Below are 16,389 nucleotides of genomic sequence, written 5' to 3'. Positions count from 1 at the left end.
TCACGGCGGCCATTATCAGTGAAAGGCGATGCGCCTTTCTATCGGCAAACTGTCAGGGTTTCGTTAAGAACGATGTTGATTTAGCGGGGGTTTTTACAGCGGTAACGGCAGGCTCAGGCGAGCAGGCAAAAAAAACCCACGCATCTGCGTGGGTTGGTGTAATAACAGGGTCTCACTGCCGAAGCAGTGTTGTTTTCACACCCATCAATACCTCTGGGACTGCTATCCTCGCACTGATTGACCGCGCGGAGACAGCAGGAAAACGCAACCGAATTCGGGGAAGTGCAACGAGGTGTGAATATCCTTCACGCCTCGCTTACACTCTGATTTATCTAAGATTTATCTGAAGGGGTGGCCGCTGGTTTGGTGTAGATGGCATCCGGTGCAATATTCATGTGTTTCAGTACTGGTCCCATGATATTGCCGAACACCGGTGCAGCAACCGAGCCACCGAAGTGATCGCCCGCCGTCGGATGGTTGATCATCACCACCAGCGCCACTTCAGGATGACTGGCGGGAGCGAGACCGGCAGTGTAGTTGACGTAGCCGCCATCATACTTGCCGCTGGTGCCCATTTTTTCCGCCGTACCGGTTTTGGTTGCCAGACGGTAGCCCGGCACCGCGGCTTTCAGCCCGGTTCCGCCCGGCAGGACGTCACTCTCCAGCATGTGCACTACCTCTTTCACCGTTTCCGGGTTGGCGACCTGGCGTCCCATGACCGGTGGCGTAACGCGGGTGATCGACAGCGGACGGTAAATGCCATAGGAGCCGAGCGTGGCGTATTCGCGGGCAATCTGCAGCGGCGTCACACGCAGGCCATAGCCAAAGGAGAAGGTGGCCCGCTCGATATCTGCCCAGCGGGTGCGGTGCAACGGAAAGTAGCCGACGCTTTCGCCGGTCAGCCCTAAGCCGGTCGGTTTGCCAAGGCCGAACGCATGATAGGTGTTGACCAGCGCTTCGGCGGGCATTGCCAGCGCGAGGTGTGACACGCCGATGTCGCTCGATTTTTGCAGAATGCCGGTCATGGTCAGGCGCGGCCAGTGGCCGACGTCGCGGATCAGGTGGCCGTTAACGCTGTAAGGCGTGGTGTCGATCACCGAATCCGGGCGCACCAGGTGGCGCTCCAGCGCTTCCATCACCACTAACGGTTTGACGGTCGATCCCGGTTCGTAGCTGTCATTGATGGCAGAGTTACGCATCTGCGCGGGCGTTGCCCCTTCATAGTTGTTGGGGTTGAACGACGGATAGGAGGCCATCGCCAGAATCTCGCCGGTGTCGATTTTCACCAGCACGGCCGCACCCGAGTCCGCCTTGTTGATCAGTACGCCGTCGCGCAGTTTGCTGTAGAGCGTGTACTGGTCATATTTGTCGATGCTGAGCTGTACCGTCGGCGGCTGGGTCGGCGGCTGATAGTTGATCATCGCGATGATATTGCCTGCGGCATCCTGCCGATAGACCTCTTTGCCCGGCTCGCCCTGCAATACTTTATCAAAGCCCTTTTCCAGTCCGTTCAGGCCGACGTTATCCGCCCCGACGATGCCGATCAGCGGCGCAGAGGCCTCGCTCATCGGGTAGAAACGGCTGTCGTCATAGACTTCGCTGATGCCTTTCAGCTTCAGCTCTTTAATATCTTTGGCGATGCCCAGCTCGACTTTACGCCCCAGATAGAGGAAGCGACGTTTCGGGTTGGCGGTGATCTGCGCCGCCAGCTCTTCGGGACGGGTGTTAAGCGCCGCCGCCAGATAGGCCCATTTGGCACTGGTAAAATCGGGGTTGCTCTCCAGCACACGCTGCGGATCGGCAATCACGTCGCGCGACGGGACGCTGAGCGCCAGCGCTTCACCGTTACGATCCAGCAGCGTGCCGCGACTGGTCGGCAGCGTCACGGTACGCAGCGATCGCTGATCCGCTTCGTGCTCCAGCATCGGCTGATTCAGGAACTGCAGGTCCGCGACGCGCGCCAGCAGCACCACCAGACAGGTCGTGACACCCAGGCAGATCAGTCGGAAACGAAAAGGGTTAAACGGCGCTTTTATCTGGTCTTTTCCCAGTAGTTTTTTAATCCGGGGCATGGCATTCCGCTGCGCAAAATAAAGAGAAAGGGGCTGGTGCCAGCAGTTATAAAGAAAGCGCTGGCCGTATAACAGGAAAACTGTGTATCAGTTCGTTATCGGCAGCCGATTTCTGGCAAAAAAAAACCTGCGCATCTGCGCAGGTCGGTGTAATCAAGAAAATCTATTGATGTTCACCCATCAATACCTCTGGGACCCTGAATGTAGCAAGAGGGATCGATCGGCTGCCATCTCTCAAACGCAACAGTTACCGGCAAAATGTAACCAGCCATGAGATCCTTACGCTATTGTGCAATCCTGATGTTTTTTGATTTCCACCAGGCAGCTCATGGCGTTTGGCCCCTGCGTCAGCGACGAGGTGCCGATATCGAGCGTCAGCACGTTGGGGTTACCCGCGCGATCGTGCGGCTGCCACGCCTTGCCAAAGCCGGGATCAAACCAGGCGCCGGTGGCGATAATCACTACGCCCTGCGTCACGCCATCGGTGATCCGCACGCCCGCCAGCATCACGCCGCGTGCGTTGCTCACCTCTATCTCGTCGCCCTCCACCAGCCCGCGCGCGGCCGCATCCTGCGGATGCATGTAGAGCGTTTCGTGTCCGGCGGTTTTATTGCCCTGCACCGTTTCTGTCGCATCCAGCTGACTGTGTAACCGGTCGGAAGGCTGAATCGAGATCATGTGCAGCGGATAGTCGCGGCTGACCGGCGAACCGAGCCACTCCTGCGGTTCACGCCATTCCGGATGGCCGGCGAAATCGTCCAGCTGGTAGTCCGCAATGGTCTGGCTGAAGAGCTCGATTTTGCCGCTGGCAGTTTTAATCGGATTGGCCTGCGGATCGGCACGGAAATCATCCATAAACTGATAGGGTTTGCCCCCTTCGGGGATCTCCACAAAGCCGCGCTGCCAGAACTCCTCAAACGACGGGAAATCGATGCCTTTACGCTGATGCGCCGTCGCACACTGCTGATAAAGATGGGCGATCCACTGCATCTCGTTGCGCCCTTCGGTGAAGGTATCGCGGTAGCCGAGGCGCTCCGCCAGGTCAGCAAAAATATCGAAGTCGTTGCGCGCCTGATGCTGCGGTTTAATCGCCTGATGCATCGCCAGCACAAAGCGGTCACGGGAGGAGCCGCCGATGTCATTGCGCTCCAGCGTGGTGGTCGCGGGCAGTACGATGTCCGCCATCTGCGCGGCGGGTGTCCAGACGATATCCTGCACCACGACCGTATCGGGCCGCTGCCAGCCCTCCACCAGCCGGTTGAGCTGCTGATGATGATGGAAAGGATTGCCGCCCGCCCAGTGCACCATGTGAATGTCGGGATAGTGCAGGGTTTCGCCCTGAAAGCGGTAAGGCTGGCCGGGATTGAGCAGCATATCGCTGATCCGCGCCACCGGAATCGACAGCCCGGAAGGATTGGGGCCGGTGCTCATCATCGGAGCCGGACCTTCCGGGCGCGGGTTGCCGACGCTGTTCATCGAACCGTGACCAAAAGAGAAACCGGCGCCCGGCAAACCTGGCTGGCCGAGCATCGACGACAGCGCAATCATCATCCAGTAAGGCTGTTCGCCGCGATGGGCGCGCTGAACGGAATAGGAGCAGGTAATAAAGCTGCGCTTGCCGGTGAGCTGCTGCGCCAGCTGCACAATGCGATCGGCCGGGATGCCGGTGATACGACTGGCCCAGCCGGCGGTTTTCGCCACGCCGTCGGTTTCGCCCAGCAGATAGGCGCGCAGCTGCGGCCAGCCGGTGCAGTGGCTGGCGAGAAACGCTTCGTCAACCGCGCCGCGCTGGGTGATCTCATGACCCAGCGCCAGCATCAGCGCCACGTCGGTGTTGGGGCGAATCGGAATCCACTCGGCGTTAACAAATTCCGGGCAGTCATCACGCATCGGGCTGATGTTGATCACCGGCGTGCCTTTGGCCGCCAGCTGCATCAGCGCCGGTTTCAGGCTGTGCTGCCCTGCGCCCCCCGAGGCGACCTGGGCATTTTTCAGCGCCAGCCCACCAAAGGCGACAAAAATTTCGGCATGTTCCACCACCTGCGGCCATTCGGTGACGCGCCCGGTCAGCGGCATGTAGGTGCCAATCACATAGGGCAGGAAGAACTGCGCGGCGCCCCAGCTGTAGTTACCCTGCTGATCAACGCCGCCGCCGCCCTGAAAGTAGAAGCGACGAATCAGGGTGCGGGCATGGTTAACACGTCCGGCCGATGACCAGCCGTAGGAGCCGTTGAAAATGCCCGATGCGCCATAGCGCTCGCGAATGCGGCGATTCTCCTCCGCCACCAGATCCAGCGCGGTTTCCCAGTCGACGGCAACAAAATCTTCCCGGCCACGCAGCGTACGGTCGCTCTTTTCACGTGACTTCAGCCACGAGCGCCGCACCATCGGCTGACGAATGCGTTTGTCGGAATAGACCAGTTCAGGAATGGTGTGGATCATCGGTGACGGATCGGCATCGGCGAAGAAAGGTTCGCAGCCAATCAGGCGATCGTTTTCAGTTACGGCGGTAAAGGCGCCCCAGTGCGCCAGATGTGGCACTTTGGTTTTCATCGTTGTTTTTCACGGTAGCCAGGTGGGAGATTGAGCATAGCATGGTGCAACGCCTCAGCAGAAGACGTGCAGCAGTGACCGTTTTTACCCCTTTTTGCGACGACGCTGGCATTCTGTCGGGTTGATGTGTCCGCCCTTTTCCGTAACACTGATGCGATGTGTAAACGTTTTCCCCAAAGCAGGTCAACGCATGGCTACCATAAAGGATGTTGCGCGACTGGCTGGCGTTTCTGTCGCCACAGTCTCCCGTGTAATCAATAATTCTCCCAAAGCCAGCGACAGCTCCCGACAGGCCGTAGGTCAGGCGATGGAGCAGCTTCAGTATCACCCGAATGCCAACGCACGTGCGCTGGCGCAGCAATCGACCGAAACGCTCGGCCTGATTGTCGGTGACGTCTCCGATCCCTTTTTTGGCGCAATGGTTAAAGCCGTGGATGAGGTTGCAGGTGACACCGGTAACTTTTTGCTGATTGGTAACGGTTACCATAATGAGCAAAAAGAGCGGCAGGCGATTGAACAACTGATGCGTCACCGCTGCGCGGCGCTGGTGGTTCACGCCAAGAAAATCCCCGATGCAGAGCTGGAAGTGCTGATGAAGCAGGTGCCTGGCATGGTGCTGCTGAACCGGCTGATAAAAGGCTTTGAAAAGCGCTGTATCGCGCTCGACGACCGCTACGGTGCCTGGCTGGCAACCCGTCATCTGATCCAGCTTGGCCACCAGAATATCGCCTTTATCTGCTCGACCCACACCATCTCCGATGCAGAAGATCGCCTGCAGGGTTACTACGATGCGCTGAAAGAACATGGCCTGCCGTGCAGCGATCGGCTGGTCACCTGGGGTGAACCGGATGAAGTGGGCGGTGAGCAGGCGATGACGGAACTGCTGGGTCGCGGCAAGAATTTTACCGCCGTCGCCTGCTACAACGACTCAATGGCCGCCGGCGCGCTGGCGGTGCTGAGCGATAACGGCGTTCGGGTGCCGGAAGAGATGTCGCTGATCGGCTTCGATGATGTGCTGGTTTCGCGCTATGTGCGACCGCGCCTCACCACCATCCGCTATCCTATTGTCACCATGGCGCAGCAGGCGGCCCAGCTGGCGCTGGCGCTGGCCAACAATCAGCCGCTGCCGGAAGTGACCCACATGTTCAGTCCGACCCTGGTGCGCCGCCACTCGGTCAGCGGCCCGGCCTGAGGACGCTATGGCCGGTTTATCCGGCCGCAGCGTTTACTGAAAGGCGCGCAGCAGCGTCTCCAGCGGCCTGACCAGCGCAATCACTGTTTCATCCTGTACCTCTGCGGCGGCATCCAGTGTCGCACGCATCTCCGCCACTTCACTGGCACCAAACGCCTGATTGCGAACGTAAGCATTAACCAGCGCGAGGCCCATGGCGCTCAGCGCCTCGATCTGCTGCACGCTCTGTGCCAGCGGCTTCAGCGTTGCACTGGCGTTAATGATCGGCAGCACCGCGCTGGTGTTAGCCTGCCAGCGCTGCAGCGGCGCGCGAACCGCTGAGGCGGCAGCCGGATTATTACGATTGGCGATTAACACGGCGACCTGCTGCTCCAGCTGACGTACCGCCTCACTCTCAGCGGGCAGTACATCTGCCAGCCGGTTCAGGGGTTCATGGTAGTCGTAATGGCCCGCCTGAAACTTGAGATGCTGGCGCGTGTAGTATTGCGCCGGTTCCAGCACCTCGGCCAGTACCCGCAGTGGGGCGATGTCATGCCCACTGGCCAGCCGCATCATCTGCTGCTCCGTCTGCGCGTGTTGCAGCGTTCCGACCGACACGCTGCTCCAGCGATCCATCGCCGCCAGCCGCGAATACATCGAGTCGGTATTGGTGACATCCTGTGCCGACCATAACCGCTCGGCCACCACAAAGGCGCGCGGCCACAGTTTGGTATCAATAATCTGGCTGTTGATGTTTTCCGCCCACAGCGCCGCCTCGCCACCCAGCAGATTTTGCTGCACCTGCGCAGGTGTGGGCAGCGCGGGCGCGATGCCCGCAGGCGTCTGAGCCAGCCGTTGGCCGGTGGTGGGATAACGCACGTTGCCTACCTCTGCATAACCTTTGAGGGCGTTCTGTTGCAGCGTGAACACCGGCTGGAACGGCCCCATCCAGCTATCCACGCTAAACCGCACCTGCTGCGTCGAGAGCCAGTTGATCTGACTGACCATCCGGCGGGCTTTGCCATCGAAGTCGATAAAACCGCGCCAGCCTGGTTCTCCCTGTATCAGCGTAAAGCTGCCCTTTACCGGGCTGCCTTTCAGCCGCGGCATGGTGAATGACCAGCTCTGCGCCTGATCGCCTGGCCACAGACGATCCTGGCCGTTGAGGCCCTGTGGCGTGACCTCATTGCGGTAGTGATAGCTGGCAGGCTGAGGCTGATCGAGGTAGAAACCGGTAGAGAGGATGCCGCGGTAGTTCTCTTTTGCCAGCGCGCTCAGCGCATCCTGGCCCTGCCACGACTGGATCAGAATGCTGCGCGGCAAGTCGGGATGGGCAATCTCATCCCAGCCCACCATCTGACGGTGATGGACTTCCAGGATCTTCTCTACCCGCTGATTGAAATACGCCTGAAGCGCATGGGCATCTTTCAGATCGTGGTCGCGCATAAACTGCTGGATAGTGGGCGAGTCGTTCCACTGTGTCGGATCCACCTCGTCGCCGCCAATGTGCAGCCAGGGATCGGGGAAGATCGCCGCCATCTCACCCACCAGCGTGTCGATCACCTGATAAACCTGTTCGTTGCTGGGATCGAGCAGCGGTTTAAAGACGCCCCAGCCGCGCTCCATCTGCCAGGGGCCGGGTGCGCTAATCAGCTCTGGCATCGCCACCGCCAGCGCGGACGCATGTCCCGGCATATCCAGCTCGGGCACCACACGCACCCCGCGATCGGTGGCATATTTCACGATCTCCCGCATCTGCTGCTGGCTGTAATAGTTGCCATCGCTGGCTTTCTGCTGCAGCTGGGGATAGTGGCTGGAGGCGAAGCGCCAGCCCTGATCGTCAGTAAGATGCCAGTGAAAGACGTTCATGCGCGCGGCGGCGATGCCGTCGATCTGCCGTTTAAGCGTCTCCACCGGCATAAAGTGACGCGCCGTATCGATCAGCACGCCGCGCCACGGAAAGCGCGGATGATCGTGGATGGTGACGTAAGGAATGGTTGTCCCCTGTGCGCCGTTTTGTATCAGCTGCAGCAGGGTTTCCATGCCGCGCATCGCGCCGAAACGGCTGGGCGCGGTTAACAGGACGCCGTCGCCATCGACCTGCAACTGATAGCTCTCATCGCTATCAGGCAGCGGCTGCGGATCCACCGCCTTCGCAATGACGATGCGGATAGTCGGTGCTGCCACCGGCTGGGTGGCGGGCAACAGCGGCCAGCCGGTCTGATTACTGATTCGCTCCAGCCAGCGCGCTTCAGCACCCGCCAGATGATCGCCGGAGATTTGCAGCGTCAGCTGCGGCGTCAGGATAAGCGTGCCGCCGCTGGCGGGCTGTTCCACCTGTTGCGGCCAGGGCATCAGCGGCAGCGAACTGGCCAGAGCGATCGGGCAGAGGGCCGGGAGCAGGAGCAGGAGCAGGAGCAGGAGCAAAGAACGGGGTAACCACATTGGCGGGCATCCTTGTAACGTCAACGTTTTGACAGGGCAGAACGTTGATTAAAGTTGCTGCACGCCAATCCGCCAGTGGATCCTGCAGGAAACCTGAACCAGCACCCGATTTTTTACATCAGCCGGAGTTTTCCAGCAGGTTGAGGCTTCCTTGTTTCAGGTCAAATCTGATCGCAATAATTCTCAGCAATCACTACATGTGGCGAATAGAATCCTTTCGACCCCTATATGTAGTTTATGGAGAGAGAAATGGCGACGGTGGTAATCAAGCGTGATGGATGCCGGACAGGCTTTGATGCACAGCGTATTGAGGAGGCCGTGGCGGCGGCGGCACGGGCAGCCGAAGTAGAAGACGCGGCCTGGTGCGCGCAGGTCGCTGAGCGCGTGGCATTGCGGCTGGCCGATCGTCCGGAAGTGGATATCCGTGAAATTCAGTGTGCAGTAGAAGAGACGCTGATGGCGGGCCCTTACCCTCAACTGGCCCGCGCCTACATTGAATACCGCCACGATCGCGATGTCGCCCGCGATCGTCAGAGCCAGTTACATCACGCCATTCGCGGACTGGTCGATCAGACCAATGCGGCGCTGCTGAACGAGAATGCCAACAAAGACAGCAAAGTGATCCCGACGCAGCGCGATCTGCTGGCCGGGATCGTGGCAAAACACTACGCACAACAGCAGATCCTGCCGCGCGATGTGGTGCTGGCGCACGAGCGCGGCGAGATCCACTATCACGATCTCGACTACTCCCCTTTCTTCCCGATGTTCAACTGCATGCTGATCGATCTGAAAGGCATGCTGACCAACGGTTTCAAAATGGGCAATGCTGAGATCGAGCCGCCTAAATCGATCGCCACCGCCACCGCCGTGACGGCGCAGATCATCGCGCAGGTCGCCAGCCATATTTACGGCGGCACCACCATTAACCGTATTGATGAAGTGCTGGCCCCGTTTGTTGAGCAGAGCTATGCCCGGCATCTGGCGATTGCTGAGCAGTGGCAGATCCCGCAGGCCGAGCAGTATGCGCGCCAGCGTACGGAGAAAGAGTGCTACGACGCCTTTCAGTCGCTGGAGTATGAGGTGAATACCCTGCACACCGCCAACGGCCAGACGCCGTTTGTCACCTTTGGTTTTGGTCTGGGGACGGACTGGGCGGCCCGGCTGATTCAGCAGTCGATTCTGCTTAACCGGCTGGCCGGACTGGGTAAAAATCGCAAGACGGCGGTGTTCCCTAAACTGGTGTTCAGCATTCGCGAAGGCGTCAACCGCCGGGCGGGCGACGTTAATTACGATATCAAACAACTGGCGCTGGAGTGCGCCAGCAAGCGGATGTATCCCGACATCCTCAATTACGATCAGGTGGTTAAAGTCACCGGCTCGTTTAAAACCCCAATGGGCTGCCGTAGTTTCCTTGGCGTTTATGAAGAGAACGGCGAGCAGATTCATGAGGGCCGCAACAATATCGGGGTAATCAGCCTGAACCTGCCGCGCATCGCACTGGAAGCGGGCGGTGATGAAGCGCGCTTCTGGACGCTGCTCGATGCGCGACTGCAGCTGGCTAAGCGGGCGCTGATGACGCGGGTGGCGCGGCTGGAGAAGACCAAAGCGCGCGTGGCGCCCATCCTCTATATGGAAGGCGCCTGTGGCGTTCGGCTGAATGCGGATGATGAAGTCGGTCCTATTTTCCGTAATGGCCGTGCGTCGCTGTCGCTGGGCTATATCGGCCTGCATGAAACCCTGAATGCGCTCAGCGGCGGTCATCAGCATCCTTACGATGACGCGGCTCTGCGCGCCAAAGGCGTGGAGATCATTGCTTACATGCGCGATGCCACCGAGCGCTGGAAAGCTGAAACAGGCTATGGGTTCAGCCTTTACAGCACGCCAAGCGAGAATCTGTGCGACCGCTTCTGCCGTCTTGATGCGGCGCAGTTTGGCCTGGTGCCAGGCGTTACCGACAAGGGCTACTACACCAACAGCTTCCATCTTGACGTTGAGAAGAAGGTCAATCCTTACGACAAAATCGACTTTGAAGCGCCTTATCCGCCGCTGGCGAATGGCGGATTCATCTGTTACGGCGAATACCCGAATGTGCAGCACAACCTCAAGGCGCTGGAGGATGTCTGGGATTACAGCTACGACCGCGTGCCCTATTACGGCACCAATACCCCGATTGATGAGTGCTACGAGTGCGGCTTCAACGGCGAGTTCACCTGTACCAGCCGCGGCTTCACCTGTCCGAATTGCGGCAACCACGATCCGGCGCGCGTCTCCGTTACCCGGCGGGTCTGCGGCTATCTGGGCAGCCCGGATGCGCGGCCCTTTAACGCCGGTAAACAGCAGGAAGTGCAGCGTCGGGTGAAGCATCTGTCTGAAGGACCGCTGGGATGATGCACATCCATCGCTACTATGATGTGGATATCGTTAATGGACCCGGCACCCGCTGCACGCTGTTTGTCGCTGGTTGCGAACATCAGTGCCGCGGCTGTTATAACCAGAGCACCTGGCGGCTCGACTCCGGCGTGCCCTTTACGCTTGCCATGGAGGAGCAACTGCTGGCGGATTTGCAGGACACCCGCATTCCACGCCAGGGATTGTCGCTGAGTGGTGGCGATCCGCTGCATCCGCATAACGTGCCGCACATTCGCCGTCTGGTGAAACGGGTGCGGCAGGCGTGTCCCGGTAAAGATATCTGGCTCTGGACCGGTTACCGGATGCAGGAGCTGAATGCGGCGCAGCGCGCTGTGCTGGTCTATCTCGACGTGCTGATCGATGGCCGTTTTGTCGAAGAGGAGAAGGATGCCACGCTGCAATGGCGCGGCAGCCGTAATCAGATTATCTGGCAGTTACGCTGAGTGGCGCGGGATTTCGCCAGACTCAATGATATTGACGCTCTCACTCCCCGGCGTAAAAGCCTGCTGGTGCAGACAGCGTGCCACGTCGTGCGCGCTGACCGCCCGCCAGTTGCCCGGCAGCAGCGAAAACAGCGGTCCCGCCAGGCTTTCACCCCGGCGCTTCTGCGCGCGATCCCCAAGCAGCAATGAAGGCCGCACCAGCGTCAGGCGCGGCCAGCCCTGATGGCGCAGCGCATTCTCCATTTCGCCTTTGACGCGATTGTACAAAAACGGCGAGTGACGACTGGCCCCGTGCGCACTGACCACCAGCATCTGCTTCGCCCCCAGACGTAATCCGCTTAACCCGCTGTCCACCACCAGGGTGTAATCAACGTGGATAAAAGCCTGTTTACTGCCCGCCTGCTTACGCGTGGTGCCCAGGCAGCAGAACACCGTGTCCAGCGAACTTTGCAGCGGCCCGAGTACATCGGTGAGATCGGCCTCAACCGGATTCACCACCTTGTTCATCGCGGGCAGTGGCCGACGGGTTGGCGCGATGATCTCATCGACGCGTGGATCCTCAATCAGTAAGCGCAGCAGATGCGACCCGACTAAGCCGGTGGCACCGGTCAGTAATACGCGATTCATCTCAGATTCATCCTTATTTCACTGCTGACTGGTTAAAAGATAGCTGATCTTAACGGGCTGGCTTGCGTTCTCACTCTCAGCGACCAGGCTTATAGCGTTATCCGGAAAGCGCGTCTCGCGCTCCACATGCTGAAGGAGGAAAAAATGAGCAAGAAAGTGGCGGTTTTAATTACCGATGAATTTGAAGACTCAGAATTTACCTCACCTGCGGAAGTTTACAAACGCGCTGGTTTTGAGGTGGTTACCATTGAGAAACAAGCCGGTAATGTCGTTAAAGGCAAGAAAGGCGAAGCGGAAGTGACCATCGATCGCAGCATTGATGACGTCAGCCCGGCTGAATTTGACGCTCTGCTCCTGCCTGGCGGTCACTCGCCCGATGCCCTGCGCGGCGACGATCGTTTTGTTGCTTTTACCAAAGAGTTTGTCGCCAGCGGCAAGCCAATCTTTGCCATCTGCCACGGGCCACAGCTGCTGATTAGCGCTAACGGCGTGCGCGGTCGCAAGATGACTACCGTTAAAGCCGTTGCCATTGACCTGATCAATGCCGGTGCCGACTTCCATGATAAGGAAGTGGTAGTAGACGACGATAAGCTGGTCACCAGCCGCACCCCGGCCGATTTACCGGCCTTTAATCGTGAATCCCTGCGGATCCTCGAAGCGCTGTAAGCCGCGACGCCCTTTTCTGCTGAAAAGGGCGTTCCTATTTCTCCCGCTGCCAGGCAATTTTCTTGCCGAATCCCAGCGCATTATCCGTCATCTTCACTTCATCCAGCACAATCTCCCACAGCGGTGCCGACACTTTGCGTGAGACCGGAAAACGTTTCTGGTAAGCGGCTCTGGCGATCTGCTCTGTTGTCTCCTCCAGCCGTTTGACCCGGCCACGATACTGCACGCCTTTAATCAGCAGCACACTTCTGGGCTGGCCATTGACGGTGCCCGCAACCTGCGGATTCTGCACCATTAACTCACCGTGGCGGGTATCGGGTTCCGTCATGATCCAGAAGGCCATGCGCGTCTCGTCAAAGACGTAGTAGCAGTTAGCGCACCACAGTTGATCGTCGGCGGTACAGCAGAGTGAAAGCACATGCTGCTTTCTCAGATAGCGGACCAGATGGGCGTGATCGGACAAGATAAACTCCTGGCGGTGCACCGGAGAGTGAAGCGCGCTACACTGCCCGGCACCTTTTTTTGGGAAATGATTGCGATGAGTCAGCAGTGGCAACTCTACATCGTCCGTACGGCGAAAGGGAGCCTGTACACCGGTATCACCACGGATGTGGTGCGCCGGGTCGCTCAGCACCAGAGCGGACGCGGCGCCCGCGCGCTGCGCGGCAAAGGGCCGCTGGACCTGGTGTTTCACTGTGACGCGGGCGATCGCGCCAGCGCCTCCAGGCTGGAGTATCAGGTCAAGCAACTGACCCGCCAGCAGAAATTACTGCTGGTGGCGGGCCAGCCCGGCTGTCTGGAGAGCTGGCTGGGTATTACGGCTGGCGATTAAAGGGTTCGGCGTAGTCGATCTGCCCTTCCGCCCCGTCATACGCATTATCGGCCAGACGGTAGACCTGGAACGTTGCCTCTGTACCCGGCCAGCGGCTGCGCAGGCCGTGGCGTGCCGCCGGTTCAAAACCAAAACGGTTGAACAGCGCCGGATCGCCCAGCACCACTACCGCGCTGTAGCCAAATTCATTGAGCGTATCCAGCCCCTCATAGATCAGCTTGCTGGCAATTCCCTGACCGCGCAGCGTCTCATCGACGGCCAGCGGTGCCAGCCCAACCCAGCCGCGATCTTCACCCTGAACGCTGACCGGACTGAATGCGGCATAACCCAGCACCTGTCCCTCGTCATCCGTCGCGACCACGCCTAAGGTCAGCAAGCCATCTTCACGCAGCGCCTGAGTCAGTTCCGCCTCTGCTGAGGTACTGAAGCAGCGTCTGAGCAGCGCGTCGATGCCTGCGGCATCCACGCCAATTTCACTACGAATCAACATGCAGCACCTGCGCGCGCCTGTGCGGCCTTCGCGTCCTGTTTCATGCCGGCGTCGACAAATGCCGCCATCTGCTCAATTGCCGTGCGTAACGCGGTGGGCATAGCCTCGGGTTCAATAGCATCCATTACGTTCTTCACCTCAAGTCCCAGTTCAGTGTCACCTTCAATCACCAGCCGGCGTTGAAAGAACAGCATGTCGGGATCTGCTTTACGTGCTGCCACCAGCAACAGATCATTGGCATTGCCCCGAAACCAGACATCCGCTTCGGACTGTTGCAATACCGCCAGTCGGCCGTCCTGCAGCGTGGTTATCCATTGCAGATTGAGATCGGCAATTTCAATACCCAGCAGGCGACCATCCAGAAAGTCTAACTCACCTTCAGCCAAAGCATGACGAAATTGCCAGTTTAAGAGTTGTTGCAGAAGCAACTTTTTGACCGGGAATGGGGTGAACGCAGCGGGTAACCCTAAGATTTTAGGACCGTTTTTCACACAATGGGCATGTATCCGCTCTAACACTTTCGTCACTCCCTTCAGAAAATTTTACGTATATTGCCATATCCTTTTCTGCGCGCCTCCTCTGAGATCAATAAAAACCGCTGCCATGCAGGTAAAAAAAGCGCCGCAGGGCGGATGAATTTGAATTTCACTGCCCCAAATCAACACGCAGCCCGGACCAGATGCCTAGACTCGACGCCCATCTGCATGTTGAGAGGAATATCTATGGAACTGCTCTGCCCGGCAGGAAACTTACCCGCAGTGCGCACCGCTGTAGAGAATGGCGCTGATGCGGTGTATGTGGGGCTGAAAGATGACACCAATGCCCGTCATTTTGCGGGTCTGAATTTCACCGATAAAAAACTGGCTGAAGCCGCGCGCTATCTTCATCAGCATCGTCGCAAACTGCATGTTGCGATCAACACCTTTGCCCATCCGGATGGCATGGGTCGCTGGCAGCGGGCGATTGATGTGGCGGCGCAAAACGGAGCTGACGCGCTGATCCTGGCGGATATCGCCACGCTGGAGTATGCCGCGACGCACTATCCCCAGGTTGAACGTCATCTTTCTGTACAGGCTTCGGCAACCAATCTGGAGGCGATTCGCTTTTACCATCGCCACTTCAATCTGCAGCGTGTGGTGCTGCCGCGCGTGCTGTCGATTCACCAGGTTAAACAGCTGGCGCGCAGCACGCCGGTGCCGCTGGAGGTGTTCGCCTTTGGCAGCCTGTGCATCATGGCGGAAGGCCGCTGCTACCTCTCTTCCTGGCTGACCGGTGAATCACCTAACAGCGCCGGTGCCTGCTCTCCGGCGAAGTTTGTGCGCTGGCAGCAGACGCCGCAGGGCATGGAGTCACGTCTTAATGAAGTGTTGATCGATCGCTACGCCCCGGACGAAAGCGCGGGTTATCCGACACTTTGCAAAGGACGCTATATGGTTAACGACAAGCGTTATCACGTGCTCGAGGAGCCCACCAGTCTGAACACGCTGGAGCTGCTGCCGGAACTGCTGCGGGCTGGCATCGCCTCGGTGAAAATCGAAGGCCGTCAGCGCAGCCCTGCCTATGTCGCTGACGTGGCGCGCGTCTGGCGTCAGGCAATTGATCGCTGCAAGGCGCAGCCGGAACAGTTTGAAGTCGCACCACAGTGGATGCAGACGCTGGGCGATCTCTCAGAAGGTTCGCAAACCACGCTGGGTGCTTATCACCGTGAATGGCAATAAGGAGTCATGATGCAATATGCCCTTGGGCCGGTGCTCTGGTACTGGCCGACCGATACGCTGGAAGATTTTTACCAGCAGGCTGCCCGCAGTAGCGCGGATATTATCTACCTTGGCGAAGCGGTGTGCAGTAAACGTCGCGCCACGCCCTATGCCCGCTGGATGGCGCTGGCCCGTGAACTCGCGGCCAGCGGCAAACAGGTGGTGCTGAGCACGCTGGCGCTGCTGCAATCGCCCTCTGAGCTGAAAGAGCTGCAGCGTTACGTAGAGAACGGTGAGTTCCTGATTGAAGCCAATGATATCGGCACGGTAAACATGGCCGCTGAGCGTCATCTGCCCTTTGTCGCGGGTCCGACGCTCAATGTTTATAACGCCGACACGCTGCAGCTGCTGGTCAAAGAGGGCATGACGCGCTGGTGTATGCCGGTGGAGATGTCACGTGACTGGCTGCTACAGCTGCTGGAGCAGTGCGAGACGCGGGGTATCCGGCAGCAGTTTGAGGTGGAGGTGCTGGGCTACGGTCATCTGCCGCTGGCGCTCTCAGCGCGCTGCTTCACCGCCCGCTCGGAAAACCGCGCGAAAGATGACTGCGAAACCTGCTGTATCAACTATCCGACAGGCCGGCGCGTCAACTCCCAGGAGGGGCAGCAGGTGTTCGTCCTCAATGGCATTCAGACCATGAGCGGTTACTGCTATAACCTGGGTAACGATCTGGCTGGCATGCACGGCCAGGTCGATTGCATACGGCTCTCGCCGCAGGATGTGACAACGCTGGCAGAGATCGACCGTTTCCGCGCCAATGAAAACGGTCAGGCTCCGCTAATGGTCGCAAAAGGCAGTGATTGTAACGGTTACTGGCGCAAACTGGCGGGCATGACGCTGGCATCCTGAATAAAAGCACATACCGGCTATATTCCTGCTGAGGTTAGCAGTTTTAATATAAGGAATGATGCGTAATACTAAATG

Annotated in this window: 14 protein-coding genes; 7 read left to right on the top strand and 7 right to left on the bottom strand. The window is 58.8% G+C overall.

Features of this window, described 5'->3' with window-relative positions; translation table 11 throughout:
- Positions 1-332 precede the first annotated feature (332 nt).
- Both HFD95_RS13635 and HFD95_RS13630 read right to left on the bottom strand, forming a co-directional pair.
- A complete protein-coding gene (locus HFD95_RS13635; RefSeq protein ID WP_010251720.1) occupies positions 333-2,072 on the bottom strand; it encodes a penicillin-binding transpeptidase domain-containing protein in 1,740 nt (579 codons plus the stop codon).
- Positions 2,073-2,351: 279 nt separating this feature from the next.
- Complete coding sequence (locus tag HFD95_RS13630) at positions 2,352-4,625, bottom strand: molybdopterin guanine dinucleotide-containing S/N-oxide reductase (RefSeq protein ID WP_167430352.1); 2,274 nt, start codon at positions 4,623-4,625, stop codon at positions 2,352-2,354.
- A gap of 190 nt (positions 4,626-4,815) precedes the next feature.
- On the opposite strand from HFD95_RS13630, the gene galR reads away from it, so the two are divergent.
- Positions 4,816-5,817, top strand: coding sequence for an HTH-type transcriptional regulator GalR (galR, locus tag HFD95_RS13625; RefSeq protein ID WP_010251726.1), 1,002 nt, complete (start codon positions 4,816-4,818; stop codon positions 5,815-5,817).
- 33 nt (positions 5,818-5,850) lie between these two features.
- Here the strand turns inward: galR and HFD95_RS13620 are convergent, their stop codons facing one another.
- Entirely contained in the window at positions 5,851-8,241 is a 2,391-nt protein-coding gene (locus tag HFD95_RS13620; RefSeq protein WP_167430351.1) for a beta-N-acetylhexosaminidase, read from the bottom strand.
- A 249-nt stretch (positions 8,242-8,490) separates the two neighbouring features.
- Between HFD95_RS13620 and nrdD the strand changes: the two genes are divergently transcribed.
- Positions 8,491-10,629 (top strand): anaerobic ribonucleoside-triphosphate reductase, encoded by a 2,139-nt coding sequence (gene nrdD, locus HFD95_RS13615; protein WP_167430350.1) that lies wholly within the window; start codon positions 8,491-8,493, stop codon positions 10,627-10,629.
- Entirely contained in the window at positions 10,626-11,093 is a 468-nt protein-coding gene (gene nrdG / locus HFD95_RS13610; protein WP_143789827.1) for an anaerobic ribonucleoside-triphosphate reductase-activating protein, read from the top strand. Before nrdD ends, nrdG begins: the two co-directional genes overlap by 4 nt.
- Here nrdG and HFD95_RS13605 read toward each other — a convergent pair.
- Positions 11,085-11,720, bottom strand: coding sequence for an NAD(P)H-binding protein (locus HFD95_RS13605; protein ID WP_033759652.1), 636 nt, complete (start codon positions 11,718-11,720; stop codon positions 11,085-11,087). The genes nrdG and HFD95_RS13605 overlap by 9 nt on opposite strands.
- 144 nt (positions 11,721-11,864) lie before the next feature.
- Here HFD95_RS13605 and HFD95_RS13600 point away from each other — a divergent pair, with 144 nt between their 5' ends.
- Positions 11,865-12,386 (top strand): type 1 glutamine amidotransferase domain-containing protein, encoded by a 522-nt coding sequence (locus HFD95_RS13600; RefSeq protein ID WP_010251739.1) that lies wholly within the window; start codon positions 11,865-11,867, stop codon positions 12,384-12,386.
- Positions 12,387-12,420: 34 nt separating this feature from the next.
- Here HFD95_RS13600 and HFD95_RS13595 read toward each other — a convergent pair whose 3' ends face one another.
- Entirely contained in the window at positions 12,421-12,849 is a 429-nt protein-coding gene (locus HFD95_RS13595; protein ID WP_167430349.1) for a YhbP family protein, read from the bottom strand.
- A 75-nt stretch (positions 12,850-12,924) separates the two neighbouring features.
- Here HFD95_RS13595 and HFD95_RS13590 point away from each other — a divergent pair, with 75 nt between their 5' ends.
- A complete protein-coding gene (locus HFD95_RS13590; RefSeq protein WP_031292823.1) occupies positions 12,925-13,218 on the top strand; it encodes a GIY-YIG nuclease family protein in 294 nt (97 codons plus the stop codon).
- Here the strand turns inward: HFD95_RS13590 and HFD95_RS13585 are convergent.
- Positions 13,202-13,708, bottom strand: a complete 507-nt coding sequence (locus HFD95_RS13585; protein ID WP_010251747.1) for a GNAT family N-acetyltransferase — start codon at positions 13,706-13,708, stop codon at positions 13,202-13,204. The two genes, HFD95_RS13590 and HFD95_RS13585, sit on opposite strands and share 17 nt — an antisense overlap.
- Positions 13,702-14,226, bottom strand: a complete 525-nt coding sequence (locus HFD95_RS13580; protein WP_010251750.1) for an SCP2 domain-containing protein — start codon at positions 14,224-14,226, stop codon at positions 13,702-13,704. The genes HFD95_RS13585 and HFD95_RS13580 overlap by 7 nt, the downstream gene beginning before the upstream one ends.
- Positions 14,227-14,430: 204 nt before the next feature.
- Here HFD95_RS13580 and HFD95_RS13575 point away from each other — a divergent pair, with 204 nt between their 5' ends.
- Both HFD95_RS13575 and HFD95_RS13570 read left to right on the top strand, forming a co-directional pair.
- Complete coding sequence (locus HFD95_RS13575; protein WP_052271171.1) at positions 14,431-15,426, top strand: peptidase U32 family protein; 996 nt, start codon at positions 14,431-14,433, stop codon at positions 15,424-15,426.
- Positions 15,427-15,435: 9 nt separating this feature from the next.
- Positions 15,436-16,314 carry a U32 family peptidase gene (locus HFD95_RS13570; protein ID WP_033759648.1) on the top strand — a complete coding sequence of 293 codons (879 nt, stop codon included), beginning with the start codon at positions 15,436-15,438 and terminating at the stop codon, positions 16,312-16,314.
- Positions 16,315-16,389: the final 75 nt, after the last annotated feature.

The sequence above is a fragment of the Pantoea sp. EKM10T genome (assembly GCF_011800685.1).
Taxonomy (GTDB): Bacteria; Pseudomonadota; Gammaproteobacteria; order Enterobacterales; family Enterobacteriaceae; genus Pantoea; species Pantoea agglomerans.
Note: the sequence above shows the minus strand (reverse complement) of the source record. Positions and strands in the feature narration are given on the sequence as shown.